Genomic DNA, 18,409 nt, shown 5'->3' with positions numbered 1-18,409 from the left:
AGACAGTTCAAGGATTAAGAAGGAGATATTCATTGAAGGGGTATTTGATTCTGGACTTCACAATCGTCAATTTTCCTAAGTTCATGGAATATGTCGAGAAAATACCAGCCTATCTTCAAAAGCATAAAGGTAAGTATTTAGTTGAAGGACTTACCCCCGAAGTCATAGAAGGCGATTGGAATCCGAATACCATAGTAGTGCTGGAGTTTGACTCAAAAGAGAATGCAACCCAATTTCTCGCGGATCCTGAAGTAAAGGAGTTGTTCAAAATCCGGCATGAAAATACAAAAAGTAATCTCATCTTGGTCAACGGCGGGTCATGGAGAGATGAAGTCAATCAAAATGCCTAATAAATTTAATACGGGGAAGGGAGGCCTAAAATATCAGGCATCGGGCTATTGTTTCTACGCTTTGCCAAGTCAATGAGGGCACAGCAATGGAGTGCTAATGAGTTCTATCCGAGAAGCGGTCAAACTTGATTTGGATGCCATAGTGGTAGCCTCGGCAGGCCTTGGTTATGCCAGTGGTAATAGCTCAGATATCGAGAGCGATTTGTCCGAGCTCATTCATTCGGAGCGTGACCGCCTCTGGGTATTTGAGGATAACGTTGGCGTAGTGGGTTGGTTGCAAGCGCACCGATCCGTACGGGTCGCATCCACCGCTTTCATTGAAATCTGCGGTATGGCGGTGCACCCCGATCATCAGCGGAAAGGGGTTGGTACTGCGCTTGTGTCTCGTGCAGAGACATGGGCTGCGGAAATGGATCTCAATCTTCGTGTGCGCTGTAATTTGCTGCGTAAGGACACTCACAAATTTTACATGAATCAGGGATTTTCGCGTGTGAAGAGTCAGCTGGTCCTGGATAGATACCTGTAGCAATCAAAGCAGGGGGCCATGTAAGGCCAGGATAGATAATTGGATCGTCAGATTTCAGGGAGGAAATGATGAAGAAAGTAATAGTGCCAGCTTTATTTTTAGTCCTGGGTGTTGTCGGCGGCTTTGTGCTTGGAGCCAAAGCAGCCGGGGATCAATACGATGATCGTAAAAATCTCGTATCAACCATTCGTCAGCTTGAACAAGCCGTAGCGTATGTCGATGCCTTTAGTCAGAAAGGGGATGCTGCGGTCAAATCGCTGATTCTTGAGGACATTAAGCTTCATTTGTTGGGGGCGAACTTGTTGGTATCAAAGGTCCCCAAAAGCACGAAGGTTGAAGCCTGCAGACGCGTGCAGCGCGTAGCTGAAAGTCGTCATAAGATCATTCAGTTTTCCGAGTCTGAGGATACTCTAGATCCGTATATCCTATCTATACTTGATCAATCAAATGAGTGCATATCGTGGTAAAGCGTGAGTCGATATGTGAAAGCTTTTTACCTCAGGCTGATACCTGATTTTAACTCTATCCTCTTTACGTATTGCTTGTCCTGGAAATAGGCGAACCCCATGAAGATCGATAACTATGGCATTATCCTTAACGTTGAGCATTTCGATGCCTGTGTAAGGTTTTACAAGGACGTGTTTGGCCTGCCTGAAATGTTTTCGAAAACGGAGGGTGACTTCCGTTTAACCTGCCTTGAGTTTGGCAATGCCTATCTGATGATTGAGACCGAAGGCGTCGCCGTGCCCTCAGGCAAGGATGTGTCACGTTGTCCAACAAAGCTTCGCTTGAACGTGCCGGATATCCATCAGGCACGGGCATCACTCCACCAGCACGGCATAGAGGCTGAGGTGATGGATAATGACTGGGGTTCGATTATTACTCTCTATGACCCGGACGGTAACCGTATCAGTATCCGTGATGAAGCCGGTTTCAGAGCACAGGCGGATTCACAATAAGCCTCATGGCTGGGAGCTGACATATGAAAATTACGCTGTTGAGTGTTGTACTGGCGGTCATATTTATCGCGTCCGGCAGTGCCAAACTGGCAGGGCTGGAGTTCGAACTGCAGGCATTTGAGCGCTGGGGATACCCTCTGTGGTTCATGTATTTTACCGGGGTGATTGAAGTCTTGGGTGGCATAGGTTTGCTGTTGCGCCGGTTTTCAGCGCTTGCCGCTGGCTGTCTGGCGCTCATGATGATCGGTGCTGTGGCGACTCATATGATTCATTCCGAGTGGCCCATGTTTGTTGCGGCCAGCTTGATCCTGACCTTTTCAGCCCTGCGTGCGTGGTTGGGTCGGAACGAAATTTGCTCCTTCACACGCAGATATGGGCCTTAGTCAGCCGATCTTGCCTGGTGCCCAGAGGCATGCCCTGCCAGGGCGTGTGCGTTACATCCATTTTTCCATCAGATACTCAGTTATAACCTTCCGATAAAAGGAGTTGTATATGAAAACAATTGGACTGATCGGCGGTATGAGCTGGGAAAGTACGGTTGGTTACTATCAGGCCATCAATCGGGGCGTTAAGGAGAGATTGGGAGGCCTTCATTCCGCACAGATCGTCCTTCATAGCGTGGACTTTGATCCGATTGAGAAGCTGCAACATCAGGGGGATTGGCAGGGCGCTGCTGATATTCTCTGTGATGCTGCGAAAAGTGTTGAGGCGGGTGGTGCCGATTGCGTACTGATCTGTACCAATACCATGCATAAGGTTGCGGCTGAGGTTGAGCAGAGCGTTGGTATCCCCTTGCTGCACATAGCTGATGCAACGGCCGAAGTACTGGTAAGAGATGGTATCAAGAAGGTTGGGCTTTTGGGCACGGCGTTTACGATGGAGCAGGCCTTCTACAAGGATCGACTCTCCAGCCAATACGGGCTGGAGGTGGATGTGCCCAATGAAGCCGGCCGCAAGCAGGTCCACGATATTATCTATAACGAACTTTGCCTGGGCGAAATTAAATCCAGCTCTCGTGACGTGTACCTGCGAGTTCTGGCTGAGTTGGTGGAAGAGGGGGCTGAAGCGGTTATTCTGGGTTGTACCGAGATCGGTATGCTGATTAATCAGTCGCATACCGATACTCCGCTCTACGACACCACCGCGATACACGCAGCAAAGGCGGTTGACTGGGCGACCAGTTCTTGAAAATTTCAGTTAAGTCCGTAATCACGGCGGCCTGTTACACGATTATCAGGGAGACAATGACATGAGACGTAAAGCCCCCAAGGACGAGGGCAGCATCGAATCACGGCTGATTGCACTTGCAGCATCACTGTTCTTTTCAATCCCTACAGCTGTTCTGCTGTGGCTTCTGATCAACATGGAGCTGGCGTTTTGGGGTGGTTTTTTGTGCAGTGGCTATTTGCTGGCATCCATCCTTATCTTTGCAGTCCTGGCACTTCTACTGCCGCAGCTTTTCCCTGCCATTCTTGGTCATGTGTGGCGCTTTATTATGAGAATGACAGGTTGGTTTGGATGGTAAAGGTGTGGTTTCTATCCCGCCGCATGCAGTCGATTTCGCCCGCTCTTTTTAGCGGTATAGAGTGCCTGGTCAGCGGCAAAAATCAGCTCTTCTGAGCTGTTATTACCATCCGGAATGCCAGTGGCACAGCCAACACTGATGGTGACATGGTCGCTGGCCGTGGAGTGCTTGTGCTCAATGCTCAACGCGGCAATGGCCAATCGAACCTTTTCACCTACGCGGATGGCGCCGTTACGGTCGGTATTGGGCAAAATGAGCATAAATTCCTCGCCCCCGTAGCGGACGACCATGTCACTGGAGCGTTGCAGCTGTGACTGCAAGGTCGTGGCGACCTTGGTCAGGCAGTCGTCACCCATTTGATGGCCGTAGTTGTCGTTGAAGCGCTTGAAGTGGTCCACATCCAGCATGATGATGGACAGAGGCTGTTGCTCTCGCCTCAGGCGACGCCAGGTATCCTGTAAATAGGCATCGCCATAACGGCGGTTGGCGACGCCGGTCAATCCATCGCGATCGGCCAGGCGCTGCAGCGCCTTGTTGGCTTTCTCAAGTTCAGCTGTGCGTTCTGCCACCTTGGCTTCAAGTGTGTGGGAGTAGTCCTGTACCTGAGAGTAGAGCCGTGCGTTTTCAATCGCGACGGAAGCCTGAGCGGCCAGCAGTCGAATCAATTCAACTCGGTCCTCGGTGAATACGCTGTCGCTGAGGTTGTTCTCCATGTAAATGGCTGCTTCAAAACGTTCGCGCTTGATGGGAACACAGAGCACAGAGCGCGGTTGCTGCAGCACCGAGTAAGGGTCGTGTATGAAGGGGCCTTCCTGGGCTGCATCATTGAGAACAATGGCCTCATCACGTTGGAACACCTGGGTAATCACACTCATCGGCAAGGCAATGCGGTTGCCTTGATGATCGCTGAGTAAGGAGTGCTCAGGCAGTGCCAGTGGCTTCAGGCTATCCATGTGCAGGGTCGACGTCTCAACCGTCCAGTGGTCACCTGAACGTACCACGATACACCCCCACTGGCCGCCTGCATTTTCCAGCAGAATCTCCAGTGATGTATAGAGCAGTTGGTCCAGTCGCATCTCGCCGGAGATCTTCCGCGAGGCCTTCATCACAGAAGCCAGGTCCAGATTGGCCAGCGGTGTCTCTGCTATCTGTTGATGCGACTGCTGTATTTGATGCAGTACCGGATATTCAGCTTCCAGCTGTTCGCATTTGCGCTTGGCACCCCAGCGGTTGTAAAGGTTATAGGCACCCCGCAGATAGCCTTCTGCCGAGCGCTGTTTGCCTTGCGACAGCAGGTGACGGGCAGCGCGCTCCAGAGAGGTCGCTTCGTCACGCAGGAAGCCGCTGGCGCGAGCGGCATCAATGGCGGCATCGTAAAGTTCCAGTGCGCGCTCTGGCTCATCATCGATACGGGCCAGCTCGGCGCTCATCAGCCATTGCAGGTGTCTGAAATTGTCTTCGCAATTATCGGCCCAGCGTGTCATGCGGGCGAGGTCTTGTTCCAGTCTCAGGCGTGTGCTGTTCCGAGTTGATTCGTCCATGTCAGGGAAAACACTGGTGAGGGTGAGGTTGGCCACGATGTAGAAACGTACCAACTGGGGTAAGGACATCGCCGATTTGATCAAGGGGTCCTGCAAGCGAACACACTCCAGCGCTCGCTCATAATCGCCATACAACAGGCTGACTTCAGCATGGTAAATATGGTGATTGGCAATGCCTGTCTTGAACTGGCGTGCATGCATATCAGCAAAGCACTGCCCGGCATCGAAATCCTCGCTGCTCAGGCTGTGGGGTGCCAGGGTGTCGCCCAGGAAGTTGCGCTGCATCTGCAGGAACAGGGTGCCTGAGTCCAGAGAGTCCTGGTAGGCGCATTCACGGACAATTTCAAGGTTCTCTTCATGCAGTCGGCGCGCCGTTTCCAGATCCATGGAGGGATCCCAGATCACACAATCCTGGGCACTATAGGCCAGGTACAGCAAATCACCGGATTGGTAGCCCGCTTCTATCCCCTTGCGGAACCAGGGGGTGAGGGTGGACCAGTGTTGGCTCCAGTGATGTACAAACATGGCGTAGACGTATATGACCCGGGCTCTGAGGCTCAAATCATCCAGTCGTTCATTGATCGCCAGGCCGACCTTGGCGTATTCAAACCCTGTGGCGGGTTCGTCAAGTTCTCCACACAGCAGCATGCCATAGGCGGCGTAGGCGAAAGCTGATTCCGGACAGTTGCCCCGGTGCAGCGCCAGGTTAACCGACTTAAGCACCAGATAGCTGAACAGGTTGCTGCCGGAGAGGAAGGCTGCAGCAAAGATTTCCATCAGTAATCGCATGGCCGTAAGCGTGGCAGGGTCACCAATGATGGGGGCATCCACCAGGTCGGCAATTTTGCGTCCGGCCAGGTATTCGGTAACCCTTTCCCGCTCGCGTGCAACATCCTCGGGGCCAGGCTGTTTGGTAAAGTCGACGCCAAGAATCGCCAGGCCTTCAATCGCTGCTTGAATGGATTCTTCCATGCGACCGAGGGTGGCGCATTGGCGTGTGCGAATCGAGAGAATGTTGGCACGGTGCAGGTCGGATTCCGCGTGGCGCAACATCTCTTCCAGCCATACGTCCGCTGCGTCAGTCTGCCCGGTCAGGTAGAGGCATAGTTGCATCTCGGCACTGAGGTTTTTCATCAGTTCCGGCATCTGAGACCAGGCATTGGCAGGCAGTAATTCCCCGGCGGTTTGCAAATACTCCATTGCTTGCAGATAGGCCGATGCCTCGCGGGCACGAACACCTGCGCGGTAGTTGAACTGAGCCAGCTGCTCACGTTCAGTATCGGCTTCAATGAGTTCTCGGCCCTGGTTCAGGTGGTTGACGATATCAATCAGTTGCTCGTTGTCGATCACATCGCCCGCATGGAGCAGTAGCAGGCGACCCACTGACAGGTGCATGCCAGGCAAGGCTTCTGTCGGAATCAGGTTGTAGGCGGCCTGCTGAACACGGTCATGCTGAAAACGGTAGTAGGGGTTTAGACCCAGCTTCTCGTCGGGGTGATTAACCAGCCGATAATCATTATGGAGAGGCAGCAGGGTGTATTGCTTGAGTGCCGGTAGCAGCGTCTGCGCCGTTTGGGCGACGCTATGTTCGTAAATGGCAGCCAGGGTGTGCAGGTTGAACGTATTACCGATGCAGGCCGCCAATTGCAGCACCTTTTGGGTGTCTGCCGGTAACCGGCGCAGGTTGGTCAGCATGAACTCTACAACATCGTCACTGGCGTCTTCCCAGCTGGCGCGATCCAGTTTCCAGTGCCATTGTCCACTGCCGGGGTCTGACCAGATAGCCCCCTGAGTATGCAGCTGGCGTAGCAATTCGTTGGTGAAAAACGGGTTGCCATGCGCACGGTCGAAGAGCATTTGGCTCAATTCTCGTGTGGCATCAGGCGCAGAGCGCAGGGTTTCGGCGACCAGGCGTTCAACCGAGGGCAGTTCCAGCGGACCCACCGGGATCTCGTATAAACGCTGATGTTGCGCCAGATCATCCAGCATGAGTCGCAGCGGGTGACCGGGGCCGACTTCATTACTGCGAAAGGCGCCAATCAGCAGCAGGTGGCTCTGTTCACGCGAGGTCACAATACGGCGCAACAGGTCCAGTGTTGGCGTATCACTCCATTGCAGGTCGTCCAGGAACAGCACAACCGGGTGGCCTTGACCTGCGAAAACACGCAGGAAGGCCGTCAGGACCAGTTGCAAGCGGTTGCGGCTTTCCGCCGGGGGCAGTTCGGTAACAGGTGGCTGCTCACCGATGATCAGGGCGAGCTCGGGCACTAGGTCAATGACCAGTGAGGCATTGGGTGCCAGTGCTGCTGTCAGGCGATTACGCCATTGGGCCAACACAGATTCAGGCTCCAGCAATACCTGCTGGACAAGTGCCTGGAAGGTTGCGGCCAGGGCGGAGTAGGCGCCGCCCTGCTGGTATTGGTCGAACTTGCTTTGCACCAGAAAGCCGCGCTCTCGTACCTGATAACGGTCGATTTCGTTCACCAGCGCTGATTTGCCTACGCCTGAATAGCCATGCACCAGACAAAAGCGGGTCTGGCCTTCAACGGCCTGCTCGAACAGGTCCAGCAGCTCCTGCAGTTCGCGCTCGCGGCCATAAAGGGCCTGGGGCAGCAGGAATTTTTGCAGGTGGTCCGCTTCACCCAGAGCAAAGGGGGGCAGAGTCGCTCCCTGCTTAAGCGCGTTCAGGCACAGGGACAGGTCATGTACCAGTCCTTCGCTGCTCTGATAGCGCTCTTCCGGGCTTTTTGACATCAGCTTCAGAACTATCTCGGCAACCACCTCGGGGATGTTGGGACAGATCTGCTGAGGTGAAGCCGGCATCTGGCTGATGTGGCTATGAACCCATTCAAGCGTGTTGTCAGCCTGGAAGGGGAGCTGTCCTGTGAGCAGTTCATACAGCAGTACACCCAGCGAATAATAATCCGAGCGGTAGTCCAGACTGCGATTCATGCGGCCGGTTTGTTCGGGGGAAATATACGCCAGTGAGCCCTTGGGCTGATGATCAAGTTCAGTATTCTGCCGTTCCTGATCCAGCTCCGAGGCGATACTGAACCCGGCCAGTTTCAGTGCGCCTGAATCCGGGGCCATCAGCACATTAGCCGAGCTGAGCGATTTGTGTACGATGTTATGGGCATGGATATCGCTCAGTGTCTGCGCCAGCTCCAGGGCAATCTCCAGCGCCTGTATGACAGGCATGGGCTGTTCCTGGTGGTGCAGCAGTGTGTCCAGCGAACCGGTGTAGAGGTCGGTTATCAGCGCAAGGTTACCGCTGCCATGGGGCAGTAGTGCATGAACCTTGCGAATACCGTCAACACCTTCCAGCCGTGACAGAATGTTGGCCTCATGATGCAGGGTTGCAACCTGGCGTCGCTCGGGATATTCCGCATCCAGCGTTTCGGCGCACAGGTGCATGCCATCAGACTGGCGCTGGACGCGATAGGCGACGCGTCCTCCATGGCGCCAGATGCAGGACAGGATAGTAAAGCCCGACAGCTCCACGAAGTTCTGCATCAGGTGTCTTTGACGGGGAGATCGATTCAGCAATTGAACAACCGTGCAAAGGTATCAGCAAAGGCTGTTTGTGCCCGGTCACGCAGTGGTTCTCCGTGACCGCAAAGGGCGTGCTTGAAGCTGAAGGTTTTCAGGCGCTGGAAGTCATCGGCGGCCGGCTGTGCGGCCTGCTGCCATACCGGCCCGACATTGGCAGGGGTGAAAAAGCCCATGCCTTCCATACGCTCACGTGAGGCTTCACAGAAGTGTTCATCGGGGCTGAGCCAGTTTTGCAGTGCATCGCAGGCGATGGCAATGCCACCCTCTCGGCTTAGGAACAGAATACCTTCGGGAATCTGTGTAGTGCTGAACTGGAACAGGGCCGAGTCTGAAATGGGCAAGTCAGTTTCAGGGGTAAGTGCTTTGGCCGCTGTGCCTTCTTCTGCACCTTCGAGGCCGGGCATGACCCAATATTGTGCCTGGTAGCGGTTCAGGTAGAAAGCATCGTCGCGATCATGCAGCGCACCCAGGCGGATAACATCCGTTACTTTGCCCAGCTGCTCCAGGGTGGACAGCCCCTCATCGCTCAAGCGCACGCTGTTAATCAGAATAAGGCGCTCGCCGTCACGAACGAGGGTCATGTTGCGGCTGAACTGCCAGTCCAGATCCATCAAGCGTGTTTCCATGGCGCCACTCACGAAAAATACATCCTTGAATACTTCTTCGATTTCGCCATGTGCCAGGGCTGGCGGGAAGGAAGACACTGGAGACTGAGTCATAAGGGATCCTTATTCATTGTCATAACTGTATCGGCCCACGTAGCGGTACTCGCGTGCATACTCATTGAGGTAGGCATTGAGATAATCCCGCTGAGCCTGATTGAGGTGTCCCTTCCGGATATCATCCATGGTTTCGGTTACATTACTGCTGTCCAGTCGCTGAAGATGAAACAGCGTCATATCCTTGCCGCCAAAAAAGCTTTTCAGGTATTCATGCATGGGGCGTGCCACGGACATGTCAAAAACGGCCCCGTACAGTGCTGTGTAAAGCGGTTCCCGTGCCAGACTTGTCTTGTCAAAGCAGGGGTAGTCACCACTGGGCGGTATGAAGGCTGGATAGGGTTCGGGCTGGTGGACGGGCTGGCGGGTCAGAGCGTCAATGTAGCCTGGCTCCATACCTGCCTGACGGGCTCCATCCAGTAAAATATTCAGGTATCGACGGCTGGGCAAACAGTTGTCATTGATGAAACCGGGCATGCCGATGTAAGCGATTGCCGTTGCTGTCTCGCTGCCGACGTCATGGCCGTTGGTGAATGTCTCGACTTCGATATCAATTCGATCATAACCGTGCCCATAGGCTTCGGCGGCATCCAGAAGCGCCAGAGCTTCATCCGGGCAGGCATGCAACACACCCTGCACACGGTCATTCGGGTTGCCCGTATGTTCGATGTTGCCGACCCCGCCTTCATGTCTGAAAAAATGCTGAACATTGAAACGCAGTCGCCAGCCATGCAGCACGGCTTTACACGATGCAAGGGGTTCAACGCCCTTGGCTCTCAGTGACAGCATGCTCATGTTGGAACCAAAACCGAAGTAATTAAACATTGGGTGCAGATCGTACCTGTCGATGCATGACGTCCATTGACACGGTATTTCGCCTCGATTGCCAAATGTGAATCACAAGTGAAATTTCAAGTGTCTGTTTTAAAAGTTAACAGGAAGACTAACCTGCTATCCGATACATTTCTATAAACAGGATTACAATTGCAATCCCGGACTGCTGCCAGGCTATTTCTTGCGTGTTAAACGTTGAAGGGCGGTTTAAATCGCGGGCAACTCAGCCTTGGGTCCTTTGAGACAATAAGATTCTTAGCCAACAACAAGGAGAGAGTAATATGTCGATGATCGCCAATACCCCCGAGCCGCCTTACTATGCGGTGATATTCAGTAATCACCGTACAGAAGGCGATCAGGGATACGCTGCCATGGCTGATCGTATGGTGGAGTTGGCGCAACAGCAGCCGGGATTTCTGGGTATTGAATCCGTGCGGGACGAGTTGGGCATTACGGTTTCATACTGGGAAAGCCTTGAATCCATCAGAAACTGGAAAAGCTGTGCCGAGCACCTGCAAGCCCAAGAGTTGGGGCGTGAGCGTTGGTACAGCGATTTCCGTGTACGCGTAGCAAAAGTTGAGCGTGAATACGGTCTCTGATTAGCCGGTGTCACAATTCTGACAATGAAAAGACGTATGTTGTGCGATTTGCTTTTTCCGAGACGTGGCAGGGTTGGATCTAATGGCATAAGCTCAATAAGGTCTTTGCCCAAGTGCCGACTACACCGCTGTAAGCTAAGCACTCTCAAATAGGCAGAGACAGCGAAGTTACCTTGATGGCGAGTGGTACGTATTGAAGGCGGATTTCAAAATCGGATACTCAAATTTCAAGAATGCCTTGATCACGCTTATTGCTCTGTTTTTTACTGGCTTCTGCCAGGCTGAGGACAGTGTGACCATTCAGCTGCGCTGGCTGCATCAGTTTCAGTTTGCCGGATACTATATTGCCCTGGAAAAGGGCTACTACCGTGATGCTGGACTGGATGTGACGCTGCTGGAAGGCGGGCCTGATGCACTCAGCCCTATCGAAGAGATGTTTTCCGGGCGCTCTGATTTTGCCATCACCAGCTCAGGGGTGGTGATTGACCGCATGCAGGGAAAGCCGGTTAAGGCCGTAGCAGCCATTATGCAAACGTCTCCTCTTGTCTGGATTACCCTCAAGTCTGCCAACATCACAACCATTGAGGATTTGGCAGGCCGTAGCGTGATGCTGATGCCACCGCCAGAAAGTGCCGAATTGCTGACGGTGCTTAAGAAAAAACAGTTCGACAATATTCATGTGGATTTCCTGCCAACCTCCTTTGATGTACAGGATCTGGTCCGTGGTCAGGCAGATGCCTATGATGGCTACATTTCCAACGAGCCCTACCTGCTGACCCAACAGGGCATTGAATACAACCTGATCAATCCACGTGACTACGGCGTTAACTTTTACAGTGATGTTTTGGTGACACGGGAGTCTTTGGCAACCAGTAATCCCGAGTTGGTCGCGCGGGTGCGTGATGCGTCACTCAAGGGATGGGAATATGCGCTGACCCACCTGGACGAAACGGTGCAGCTGATTCATGAAAAGTATGCGCCCAACAAAACCCTGGATCATCTGCGCTTTGAAGCCCGGACGCTCAGAAAGTTGATTCTGCCGGACCTGGTGCAACTGGGTCACATGAACCCGGCTCGCTGGCAATTTATTGCTGACAGCTACAGAGATCTGGGCATGACCAGCGCTGACACGAATCTGGACGGGTTCCTGTTTGAGGACCGGCAGCCGAATGGCTATTGGCTGGCGATCAAGGTCGGTGGGGTGAGTGCGGTTCTGCTGTTGATAGCCGGTTACGTGATTTTTAAGTTTCGCAGGCTGTCCCGTCAGCTTGCGCAAACCAATCGCAAACTTTCAGAAATTGCGATTATTGATCAGCTCACACACGTGCATAACCGTAATGGTCTGCAACAGTTAATTCCCGGTATGTTGAGCCTGGCAAACCGGGATGGCATGAACTGTTCTTTCCTGATGCTGGATATCGATCACTTCAAGAGCGTGAATGACCGCTTTGGCCACCAGACCGGCGACGTTGCACTGCAGGCCTTCGCTGAGGTGCTTACACGCCATCGTCGCAAAGAAGACTTGGTTGCCCGCGTCGGCGGTGAAGAGTTTGTCATGTTACTGGTTGGCGCCCACATAGAGTCGGCAACTCAGATTGCCAACCAGATACTGGAGTCGGTACGCCAACTGGAGCTGGTGAGCCCCGACGGGGGGCTGTTCGGGATCACCGCCAGCATCGGCCTGGTGCCGGCCAAGGGGACACTGGAAGGGATCTGGTATGCGGCGGATAAGGCACTTTATCAGGCCAAGCGTGAGGGCAGAGATAGAGTTGTCAGAACCACGGGGGTGAGCCAGGCTAAGCGCTCAATTTCCTGACAGCCTGGCATCATCGGTTGGCTTGCCGGGGCCTTCGGCGCTAGAGTAAGGCTGAATGCCTGGCTGGATGTTGTATGACCAAGGATGTCGACTCTTCTGTTCAACTGTTTCGACTTTGCTATCAGGGGTGTGTGCAAGGCGTAGGCTTTCGCCCTGTTGTCTGGCGCGTTGCTCGTTCATGCGGGTTGGCCGGACAGGTCAAAAATACAGCTGGCGGTGTTGAAGTCCTGCTTTGGACTGATGAGCAGCAATGTCAGGTATTTACTCAGCAGGTTTTGGCATTGCTGCCGCCACAGGCAGAAATTCATCGACTTGATTTCGCACTTGTGAACGACGCACAAACCTGTGATCAGATATCCCGGCAAGCGTTTTCTATCCAGCCTTCCTCAAGCGGCTTTCAGCACACGCAAATGCCTGCTGATATCGGGACTTGTGATGCTTGTCTGCAGGAGTTGTTTGATCCTGACAATCGCCGCTATCGCTATCCGTTTATTAATTGCACCCACTGTGGGCCTCGCTATACGGTCATTCGCAAGCTGCCGTATGACAGAGCCAACACCACTCTGGCCGGTTTCCCCATGTGTTCCGCCTGTGATGACGAGTATCACAAACCGGAGCATCGCCGTTTTCATGCACAAACCAATGTCTGCTCCGAATGTGGCCCGCGCTTGTGGCTGGAGACCTCCCAGGCAGAGTCTATAACTCCGGAAGATACCTTTACCTTCCTGGCGCAACGACTGCGACAGGGGGATATTGTCGCGTTGAAGGGACTGGGCGGGTTCCATCTTTGCTGTGATGCACGTAATGAGACAGCGGTGAAATGTCTGCGACAGCGAAAGGGCAGGCCTGCCAAGGCGCTGGCGCTGATGCTTGCGGATACTGAGGCAGCAAAGGCCTATGTAGAACTGTCGAGTACCGAGGCCGACTATCTGAATTCGCCGCAAGCGCCCATTCTACTGTGCCTAAAGCGCTCTCCATTTTACGTTGATGCAGCACACACTCTGCAACAGCCTCTGGCAGAGTCCATCGCGCCGGACAGCCATGAACTGGGCGTCATGCTTCCCTACACACCCATCCACCATCTGCTGATGCAGGCCTTTGGTGGCCCGCTGGTGATGACAAGCGGTAACCCCAGTGGCCAGTTGCAGGTGATTAACAATGAAGATGCCCGTAAGGCCTTGGCACCTCTGGCGGATTGGTTGTTGCTGCATGACCGGCCTATTGAACGCCGGATTGATGATGCAGTGGTCAGGGTGGTTGCCGGGAAGGTTTTGCAGGTATTACGACCCGGTCGGGGCATTGCGCCCTTGTATCTGCCTCTTCCGACCGGTTTTAACCCAGAAGTGCCGGTGCTGGCACTGGGTGGGGATTTGAAAAACACCCTGTGCCTCAGTAGTAAACAGGGCCTGCACATGACTCCCTTTATTGGGGATCTGGCAGTGCCTGATGCTTACCAGGCGCACCGGCAGGCCTGGATAGAGCTGCATCAAGAATGCCCGGCCGATATTGCGTCGCTGGCCTGTGATGCTCACCCCAATTACATCAGTACACGCCAGGCCCGGTCAGAAAACTCTACTCCCATAGTATTTGTGCAACACCATCACGCGCATATGGCCAGCTGCCTGGTGGATAATGCTTACCCGCTTAATGGACCATCTGTGCTGGCGTTGTGTCTCGATGGTACCGGCTATGGGGAAGATGGCAGTCTCTGGGGTGGTGAATGCCTGCTGGGTGATTATGCGAACTTCCGCCGGGTAGGGCAGGTTAAGCCTTTCCCTCTGCCGGGTGGGAAACAGGCCATTCTTCAGCCCTGGCGGATACTGGCGAGTCAGTTACATCAAGCCGGCATGGACTGGTCAGCTGCCCGCACAGTCTGGAGCTGCCTTGGAGACAAACCGCTGGACACCATCACGGCAATGATCGACAAAGGGGTGAATACACCCATAACCAGCTCCATGGGGCGTCTGTTTGATGCCATGGCGGCTGCACTGGGCTGCTATGCTGAAGGTATCAGCTACGAAGGCCAGGCTGCGATCAAACTGGAGCAGTTGGCTCAGTCGTCTGACTGTCAGGATGTAGAGCCTTATACGTTGCAATGTCAGCAGAATGCGCAAGGTCTGCTGCAACTGGAGGCAGCACCGCTCTGGTACCAGTTGGTCGATGATTTGCGGGCATCACGCCCAAGATGCGAGATAGCTGTCGCTTTTCATTTGGGGGTGATTCGTTGCTTGCTCGACATGGTGTATCGGTTGGGACAAATGCACCCCTTTCAGCATGTTGTTCTAACCGGTGGTGTTATGCAGAACCGGTTCTTGAGTGAACGATTGGAGCAGGGTATTGCGCAGCTGGGGTACACTCCCTTGTGTCATCAGCGAGTGCCTTGTAACGATGCGGGATTGAGTGTGGGACAGGCTGCTGTAGCGCTGGCGCGAGTGCAAGGGCAGCAGCAAGGTGAAGGAGAGCCGAATGCATGAACTATCACTGTGTCGATCTTTGATCAAATTGCTGCAACAACAGGCGGAGCAGCAAGGTTTCAGCCGTGTTTGTGCTATCTGGCTCGATGTTGGACCCATGGCTGGGGTAGTGCCCGAGGCACTGGAGTTTGCCTTCAGCGCCTGCAGCCCGGGTACGCTTGCGGAAGGCGCTACTTTACACATGGTGCCGTCACAGGCTACCGCGCGCTGTCGTGACTGTGGTCAGATATCCAACCCAAGCAGTCGGCTCGACCCCTGTCCTCACTGTGGCCATGCCGCAGTGGATTTGATCAGCGGTGATAATCTGACCATCAAGGAGCTGGAGGTGGAGTAATGTGCGGAGTCTGTGGGTGTAATGAAGTATCTGAGCAAACACAAGAACGGCGCCATTTGAAAATGGAACTGGATCTGTTCAGCTTGAACAACCGGCATGCCGAGGCCAACCGGGCGCACTTTGCACATTCCAGCCTGCTGGTACTGAATCTGGTGTCCAGCCCCGGTGCAGGCAAGACGCGCTTGCTGGAAGAAACGCTCATGGCCCAGCTCGGATGTATTGAAGTGGGTGTTATTGAAGGTGATCAGCAAACCACGCGTGACGCTGACCGTATCCGCGAGACGGGGGCTCACGCGGTGCAGATTAATACTGGTTCTGCCTGCCATCTCGATGCGCATATGGTGAGTCATGCACTCGATGACCTGGGTATGCTGCGAAATGGCATTCTCTATATCGAAAACGTCGGTAATCTGGTGTGCCCGGCCAATTTCGATTTGGGGGAAGCGGCCAAGGTGGTGATCCTGTCGGTCACCGAAGGTGATGACAAACCACTGAAATATCCAGACATGTTTGCGGCGGCGAAGATGATGGTAATCAATAAGATCGATCTCTTGCCCCATGTTGATTTCGACGTGGCGCAATGTATCGCCAATGCCCGTTTGATTAATCCCGACATCGAAGTGCTGGAGCTTTCAGCGCAAACCGGGGCCGGTTTGCAAGGCTGGCTTGATTGGCTGGAAGAGGCGTATCAGGCACTGGTGGCTGACCGTATCAGTCAGCTACAGAAAGAGCTGGAGACACTCCAGCGTCAGTTTGATCAGGAGTAAGCCATGTGTTTGGGTGTGCCGGGGAAAATAATCGCCATTGATAACGCTGACTTGGGCACTGCCTGGGTAGAGATCAGTGGTGTGAGGCGCTCGGTTAGCCTGGCCTGTCTGCTGGATGAAACGACCGAACCCGAAAGTCTGATAGGGCAGTGGACACTGGTCCATGTCGGGTTTGCCATGAGTGTCATTGATGCTGATGAAGCACAACGGACCTTGCAGTTACTGAACGAGATGAAAGCGCTGGAGCAGGAGATGGACAGCCATGAAATTCGTGGATGAATTTCGAGATCCTGAGCTGGCTGAACACCTGCTGCAGCGGATCAAGGTACTCCTGAATACAGCGCCCCTGGCAAATCGCGAGTCGGTGCGGGTGATGGAAGTCTGTGGTGGTCATACGCACACTATCTTCAAGTACGGCCTGGACCGGCTTTTGCCGAGCCGGCTGGAGCTGATTCATGGGCCGGGCTGTCCTGTATGTGTGCTGCCAAGGGATGCAATTGATACAGTCATTGAGATTGCGCTGCAGCCAAAGGTTATTCTGGCCAGTTTTGGCGATGCCCTGCGCGTGCCGGGTACCCGCATGAGCCTGTTGCAGGCCCGCGCAGCCGGCGCTGATGTGCGCACGGTATATTCCCCCATGGATGCACTGGCATTGGCCAAACAGCATCCAGATCATTCAGTTGTGTTTTTTGCCATTGGCTTCGAGACAACGATTCCGGCAACCGCACTTACCTTGTTGCAGGCTGAGCGGGAAAACGTCGAAAATTTCACCATGCTGGCGCGGCACATCAGCATCATTCCCACTTTGAAAGCACTGCTGGACGACCCTGAGCTTGAGATCGACGGCTTTATCGGGCCAGGTCATGTCAGCATGGTCATTGGCACCGAGCCCTACGAGTTTGTCGCTCAAGCTTATGGCAAACCACTGGTGGTATCGGGGTTTGAGCCTTTGGACCTTCTGCAATCCCTGCAAATGGTGCTGGAACAGTTGGCCAGCGGGACTTCAGTTATTGAGAACCAGTATGCCCGAGTAGTGCGAAAGCAGGGCAATGCACAGGCGCAGCAGGCAATATCGACGCTGTTCGAGCCCCGTGCCAATGATTACTGGCAAGGGCTGGGAGAGGTTGCCGGCTCAGGCCTTCAGTTCAGGCCTGAATACAGTCACTTCGATGCCGAGCAGCATTTCCTGTGTGATGCTTCCAAGCCTTCAGACACCGTTGAGCAGGGCTGCTGTGACCAGGTTCTTAAGGGCGCACTTCAGCCTCAGGCCTGTCCGTTGTTTGGCGGAGTCTGTACCCCGTCACAACCGGTTGGCGCATTGATGGTGTCCTCCGAAGGTGCTTGCGCCGCCAGGTATTTGTATCGTTCCGGGGAGCACAGGGATGTCGGATAAAGAACGTATCTCGCTGGCACAGGGGGAAGGTGGTCTGGCATCCAGTCAGCTGGTGGAATCCCTGTTTCTGCAGGCGTTTGATAATGAACACCTGTACCAGCGAGAAGATCAGGCGCGTTTAGGGCTGGCTGACTTCATTCGCCAGGGTGATCGCCTGGCCTTTACCACGGACAGCTATGTGGTCGACCCGATAGAGTTCCCCGGTGGAGATATTGGCTGTCTGGCTGTTAATGGCACCATCAATGATTTGGCTGTTGGTGGCGCTATTCCGCGTTACCTCAGTTGTGCCTTGATTCTGGAAGAAGGGCTTGAGCGGGCTCTGTTGGAAAGAATTGTTGCATCCATGGCCAGTGCTGCCCGCGAAGCGAATGTGTCGATTGTGACCGGGGATACCAAGGTGGTGCCCAGAGGCAAGGCCGACCGGGTGTTTATCAATACCGCAGGCGTTGGTGTTATACCCCAGGGCGTTGAGTTGGCAGCCCGTCGATGCGAGCCGGGTGATGTGCTCATTGCGAGCGGTTACCTGGGCGATCATGGCGCAGCCGTACTGGCGGCACGCGGCGATCTGGCGCTGGAGATGGATGTGTGCAGTGACAGTCGCCCGCTGCATGGATTGGTTCAGAAGATGCTAAAGGCCAGCCCGGGTATTCATGCCATCCGTGATGCGACGCGAGGAGGTGTGGCAACGGTGTTGAATGAGTTTGCCCAGATGTCGCAAACAGGAATAGTGCTGCAGGAAGCTTCGCTGCCGGTCAGGCCGCAAGTAAGAGGTTTTTGTGAAATTCTGGGGTTGGAGCCCTGGTATCTCGCCAATGAGGGTATGTTAGTAGCTGCTGTGCCGGCGTCAGCTGCAGATGAGGTTTTAAGCAGTATGCGGGCACATCCGTTCGGGTGTGATGCGCAGATGATTGGACAGGTGGTGGAAGAGTTGCCAGGAAAGGTGCAGCTGCAAAGCGGCTTCGGCGGCAGGCGTTTGCTTGAGCCTCTGACCGGTGAGCAGCTGCCGAGAATTTGCTAAAT

18 protein-coding genes are annotated in these 18,409 nt (G+C 54.1%); 15 read left to right on the top strand and 3 right to left on the bottom strand.

The window, feature by feature from the left end; translation table 11 throughout:
• Nucleotides 1–32: 32 nt before the first annotated feature.
• The 7 genes from O3C79_RS12215 to O3C79_RS12185 all read left to right on the top strand — a co-directional run bounded on the left by O3C79_RS12215 (nucleotide 33) and on the right by O3C79_RS12185 (nucleotide 3,360).
• A complete protein-coding gene (locus tag O3C79_RS12215) occupies nucleotides 33–350 on the top strand; it encodes a DUF1330 domain-containing protein (protein ID WP_494383322.1) in 318 nt (105 codons plus the stop codon).
• A gap of 97 nt (nucleotides 351–447) precedes the next feature.
• Nucleotides 448–876, top strand: coding sequence for a GNAT family N-acetyltransferase (locus O3C79_RS12210; protein WP_494383321.1), 429 nt, complete (start codon nucleotides 448–450; stop codon nucleotides 874–876).
• 68 nt (nucleotides 877–944) lie between these two features.
• A complete protein-coding gene (locus O3C79_RS12205; RefSeq protein ID WP_494383320.1) occupies nucleotides 945–1,343 on the top strand; it encodes a hypothetical protein in 399 nt (132 codons plus the stop codon).
• A 99-nt stretch (nucleotides 1,344–1,442) separates the two neighbouring features.
• Complete coding sequence (locus O3C79_RS12200; RefSeq protein ID WP_494383319.1) at nucleotides 1,443–1,835, top strand: VOC family protein; 393 nt, start codon at nucleotides 1,443–1,445, stop codon at nucleotides 1,833–1,835.
• A gap of 23 nt (nucleotides 1,836–1,858) precedes the next feature.
• On the top strand, nucleotides 1,859–2,218 hold the full coding sequence (locus O3C79_RS12195) for a DoxX family protein (RefSeq protein WP_010323078.1): 360 nt from the start codon (nucleotides 1,859–1,861) through the stop codon (nucleotides 2,216–2,218).
• Between the two features lie 109 nt (nucleotides 2,219–2,327).
• On the top strand, nucleotides 2,328–3,023 hold the full coding sequence (locus tag O3C79_RS12190) for an aspartate/glutamate racemase family protein (RefSeq protein ID WP_494383318.1): 696 nt from the start codon (nucleotides 2,328–2,330) through the stop codon (nucleotides 3,021–3,023).
• Nucleotides 3,024–3,084: 61 nt separating this feature from the next.
• A complete protein-coding gene (locus tag O3C79_RS12185; protein ID WP_494383317.1) occupies nucleotides 3,085–3,360 on the top strand; it encodes a hypothetical protein in 276 nt (91 codons plus the stop codon).
• Between the two features lie 11 nt (nucleotides 3,361–3,371).
• Here O3C79_RS12185 and O3C79_RS12180 read toward each other — a convergent pair whose 3' ends face one another.
• The 3 genes from O3C79_RS12180 to O3C79_RS12170 are packed head-to-tail and all read right to left on the bottom strand — an operon-like array spanning nucleotide 3,372 to nucleotide 9,997.
• Complete coding sequence (locus O3C79_RS12180; protein ID WP_494383316.1) at nucleotides 3,372–8,414, bottom strand: diguanylate cyclase; 5,043 nt, start codon at nucleotides 8,412–8,414, stop codon at nucleotides 3,372–3,374.
• A 26-nt stretch (nucleotides 8,415–8,440) separates the two neighbouring features.
• A complete protein-coding gene (locus tag O3C79_RS12175; RefSeq protein ID WP_494383315.1) occupies nucleotides 8,441–9,172 on the bottom strand; it encodes an MBL fold metallo-hydrolase in 732 nt (243 codons plus the stop codon).
• Nucleotides 9,173–9,181: 9 nt separating this feature from the next.
• Nucleotides 9,182–9,997, bottom strand: a complete 816-nt coding sequence (locus O3C79_RS12170) for a gamma-glutamylcyclotransferase family protein (RefSeq protein ID WP_494383314.1) — start codon at nucleotides 9,995–9,997, stop codon at nucleotides 9,182–9,184.
• A gap of 290 nt (nucleotides 9,998–10,287) precedes the next feature.
• On the opposite strand from O3C79_RS12170, the gene O3C79_RS12165 reads away from it, so the two are divergent.
• The 8 genes from O3C79_RS12165 to hypE all read left to right on the top strand — a co-directional run bounded on the left by O3C79_RS12165 (nucleotide 10,288) and on the right by hypE (nucleotide 18,407).
• Nucleotides 10,288–10,605: an antibiotic biosynthesis monooxygenase family protein gene (locus O3C79_RS12165; RefSeq protein ID WP_494383313.1), complete on the top strand. Its 318-nt coding sequence runs from the start codon at nucleotides 10,288–10,290 to the stop codon at nucleotides 10,603–10,605.
• A 292-nt stretch (nucleotides 10,606–10,897) separates the two neighbouring features.
• Nucleotides 10,898–12,421 carry a GGDEF domain-containing protein gene (locus O3C79_RS12160; protein WP_494383312.1) on the top strand — a complete coding sequence of 508 codons (1,524 nt, stop codon included), beginning with the start codon at nucleotides 10,898–10,900 and terminating at the stop codon, nucleotides 12,419–12,421.
• Between the two features lie 74 nt (nucleotides 12,422–12,495).
• Nucleotides 12,496–14,895, top strand: coding sequence for a carbamoyltransferase HypF (gene hypF / locus O3C79_RS12155; protein ID WP_494383311.1), 2,400 nt, complete (start codon nucleotides 12,496–12,498; stop codon nucleotides 14,893–14,895).
• Nucleotides 14,888–15,229, top strand: a complete 342-nt coding sequence (gene hypA / locus O3C79_RS12150; protein WP_010323088.1) for a hydrogenase maturation nickel metallochaperone HypA — start codon at nucleotides 14,888–14,890, stop codon at nucleotides 15,227–15,229. The genes hypF and hypA overlap by 8 nt, the downstream gene beginning before the upstream one ends.
• Nucleotides 15,230–15,291: 62 nt before the next feature.
• A complete protein-coding gene (gene hypB, locus O3C79_RS12145; RefSeq protein ID WP_494383310.1) occupies nucleotides 15,292–15,996 on the top strand; it encodes a hydrogenase nickel incorporation protein HypB in 705 nt (234 codons plus the stop codon).
• Nucleotides 15,997–15,999: 3 nt separating this feature from the next.
• The gene (locus O3C79_RS12140; RefSeq protein ID WP_494383309.1) at nucleotides 16,000–16,275 is read left to right on the top strand and encodes a HypC/HybG/HupF family hydrogenase formation chaperone; all 276 of its coding nucleotides are present in this window, start codon (nucleotides 16,000–16,002) and stop codon (nucleotides 16,273–16,275) included.
• Nucleotides 16,259–17,389 (top strand): hydrogenase formation protein HypD, encoded by a 1,131-nt coding sequence (gene hypD, locus O3C79_RS12135; RefSeq protein WP_494383308.1) that lies wholly within the window; start codon nucleotides 16,259–16,261, stop codon nucleotides 17,387–17,389. Before O3C79_RS12140 ends, hypD begins: the two co-directional genes overlap by 17 nt.
• Nucleotides 17,379–18,407, top strand: a complete 1,029-nt coding sequence (gene hypE, locus O3C79_RS12130; RefSeq protein WP_494383307.1) for a hydrogenase expression/formation protein HypE — start codon at nucleotides 17,379–17,381, stop codon at nucleotides 18,405–18,407. Before hypD ends, hypE begins: the two co-directional genes overlap by 11 nt.
• Nucleotides 18,408–18,409 lie beyond the last annotated feature (2 nt).

It is taken from the genome of Marinobacterium sp. NO-S09 (genome assembly GCF_059179545.1).
The sequence above is the reverse complement of the archived record's forward strand: the minus strand, read 5'-3'. Positions and strand labels throughout refer to the sequence as shown.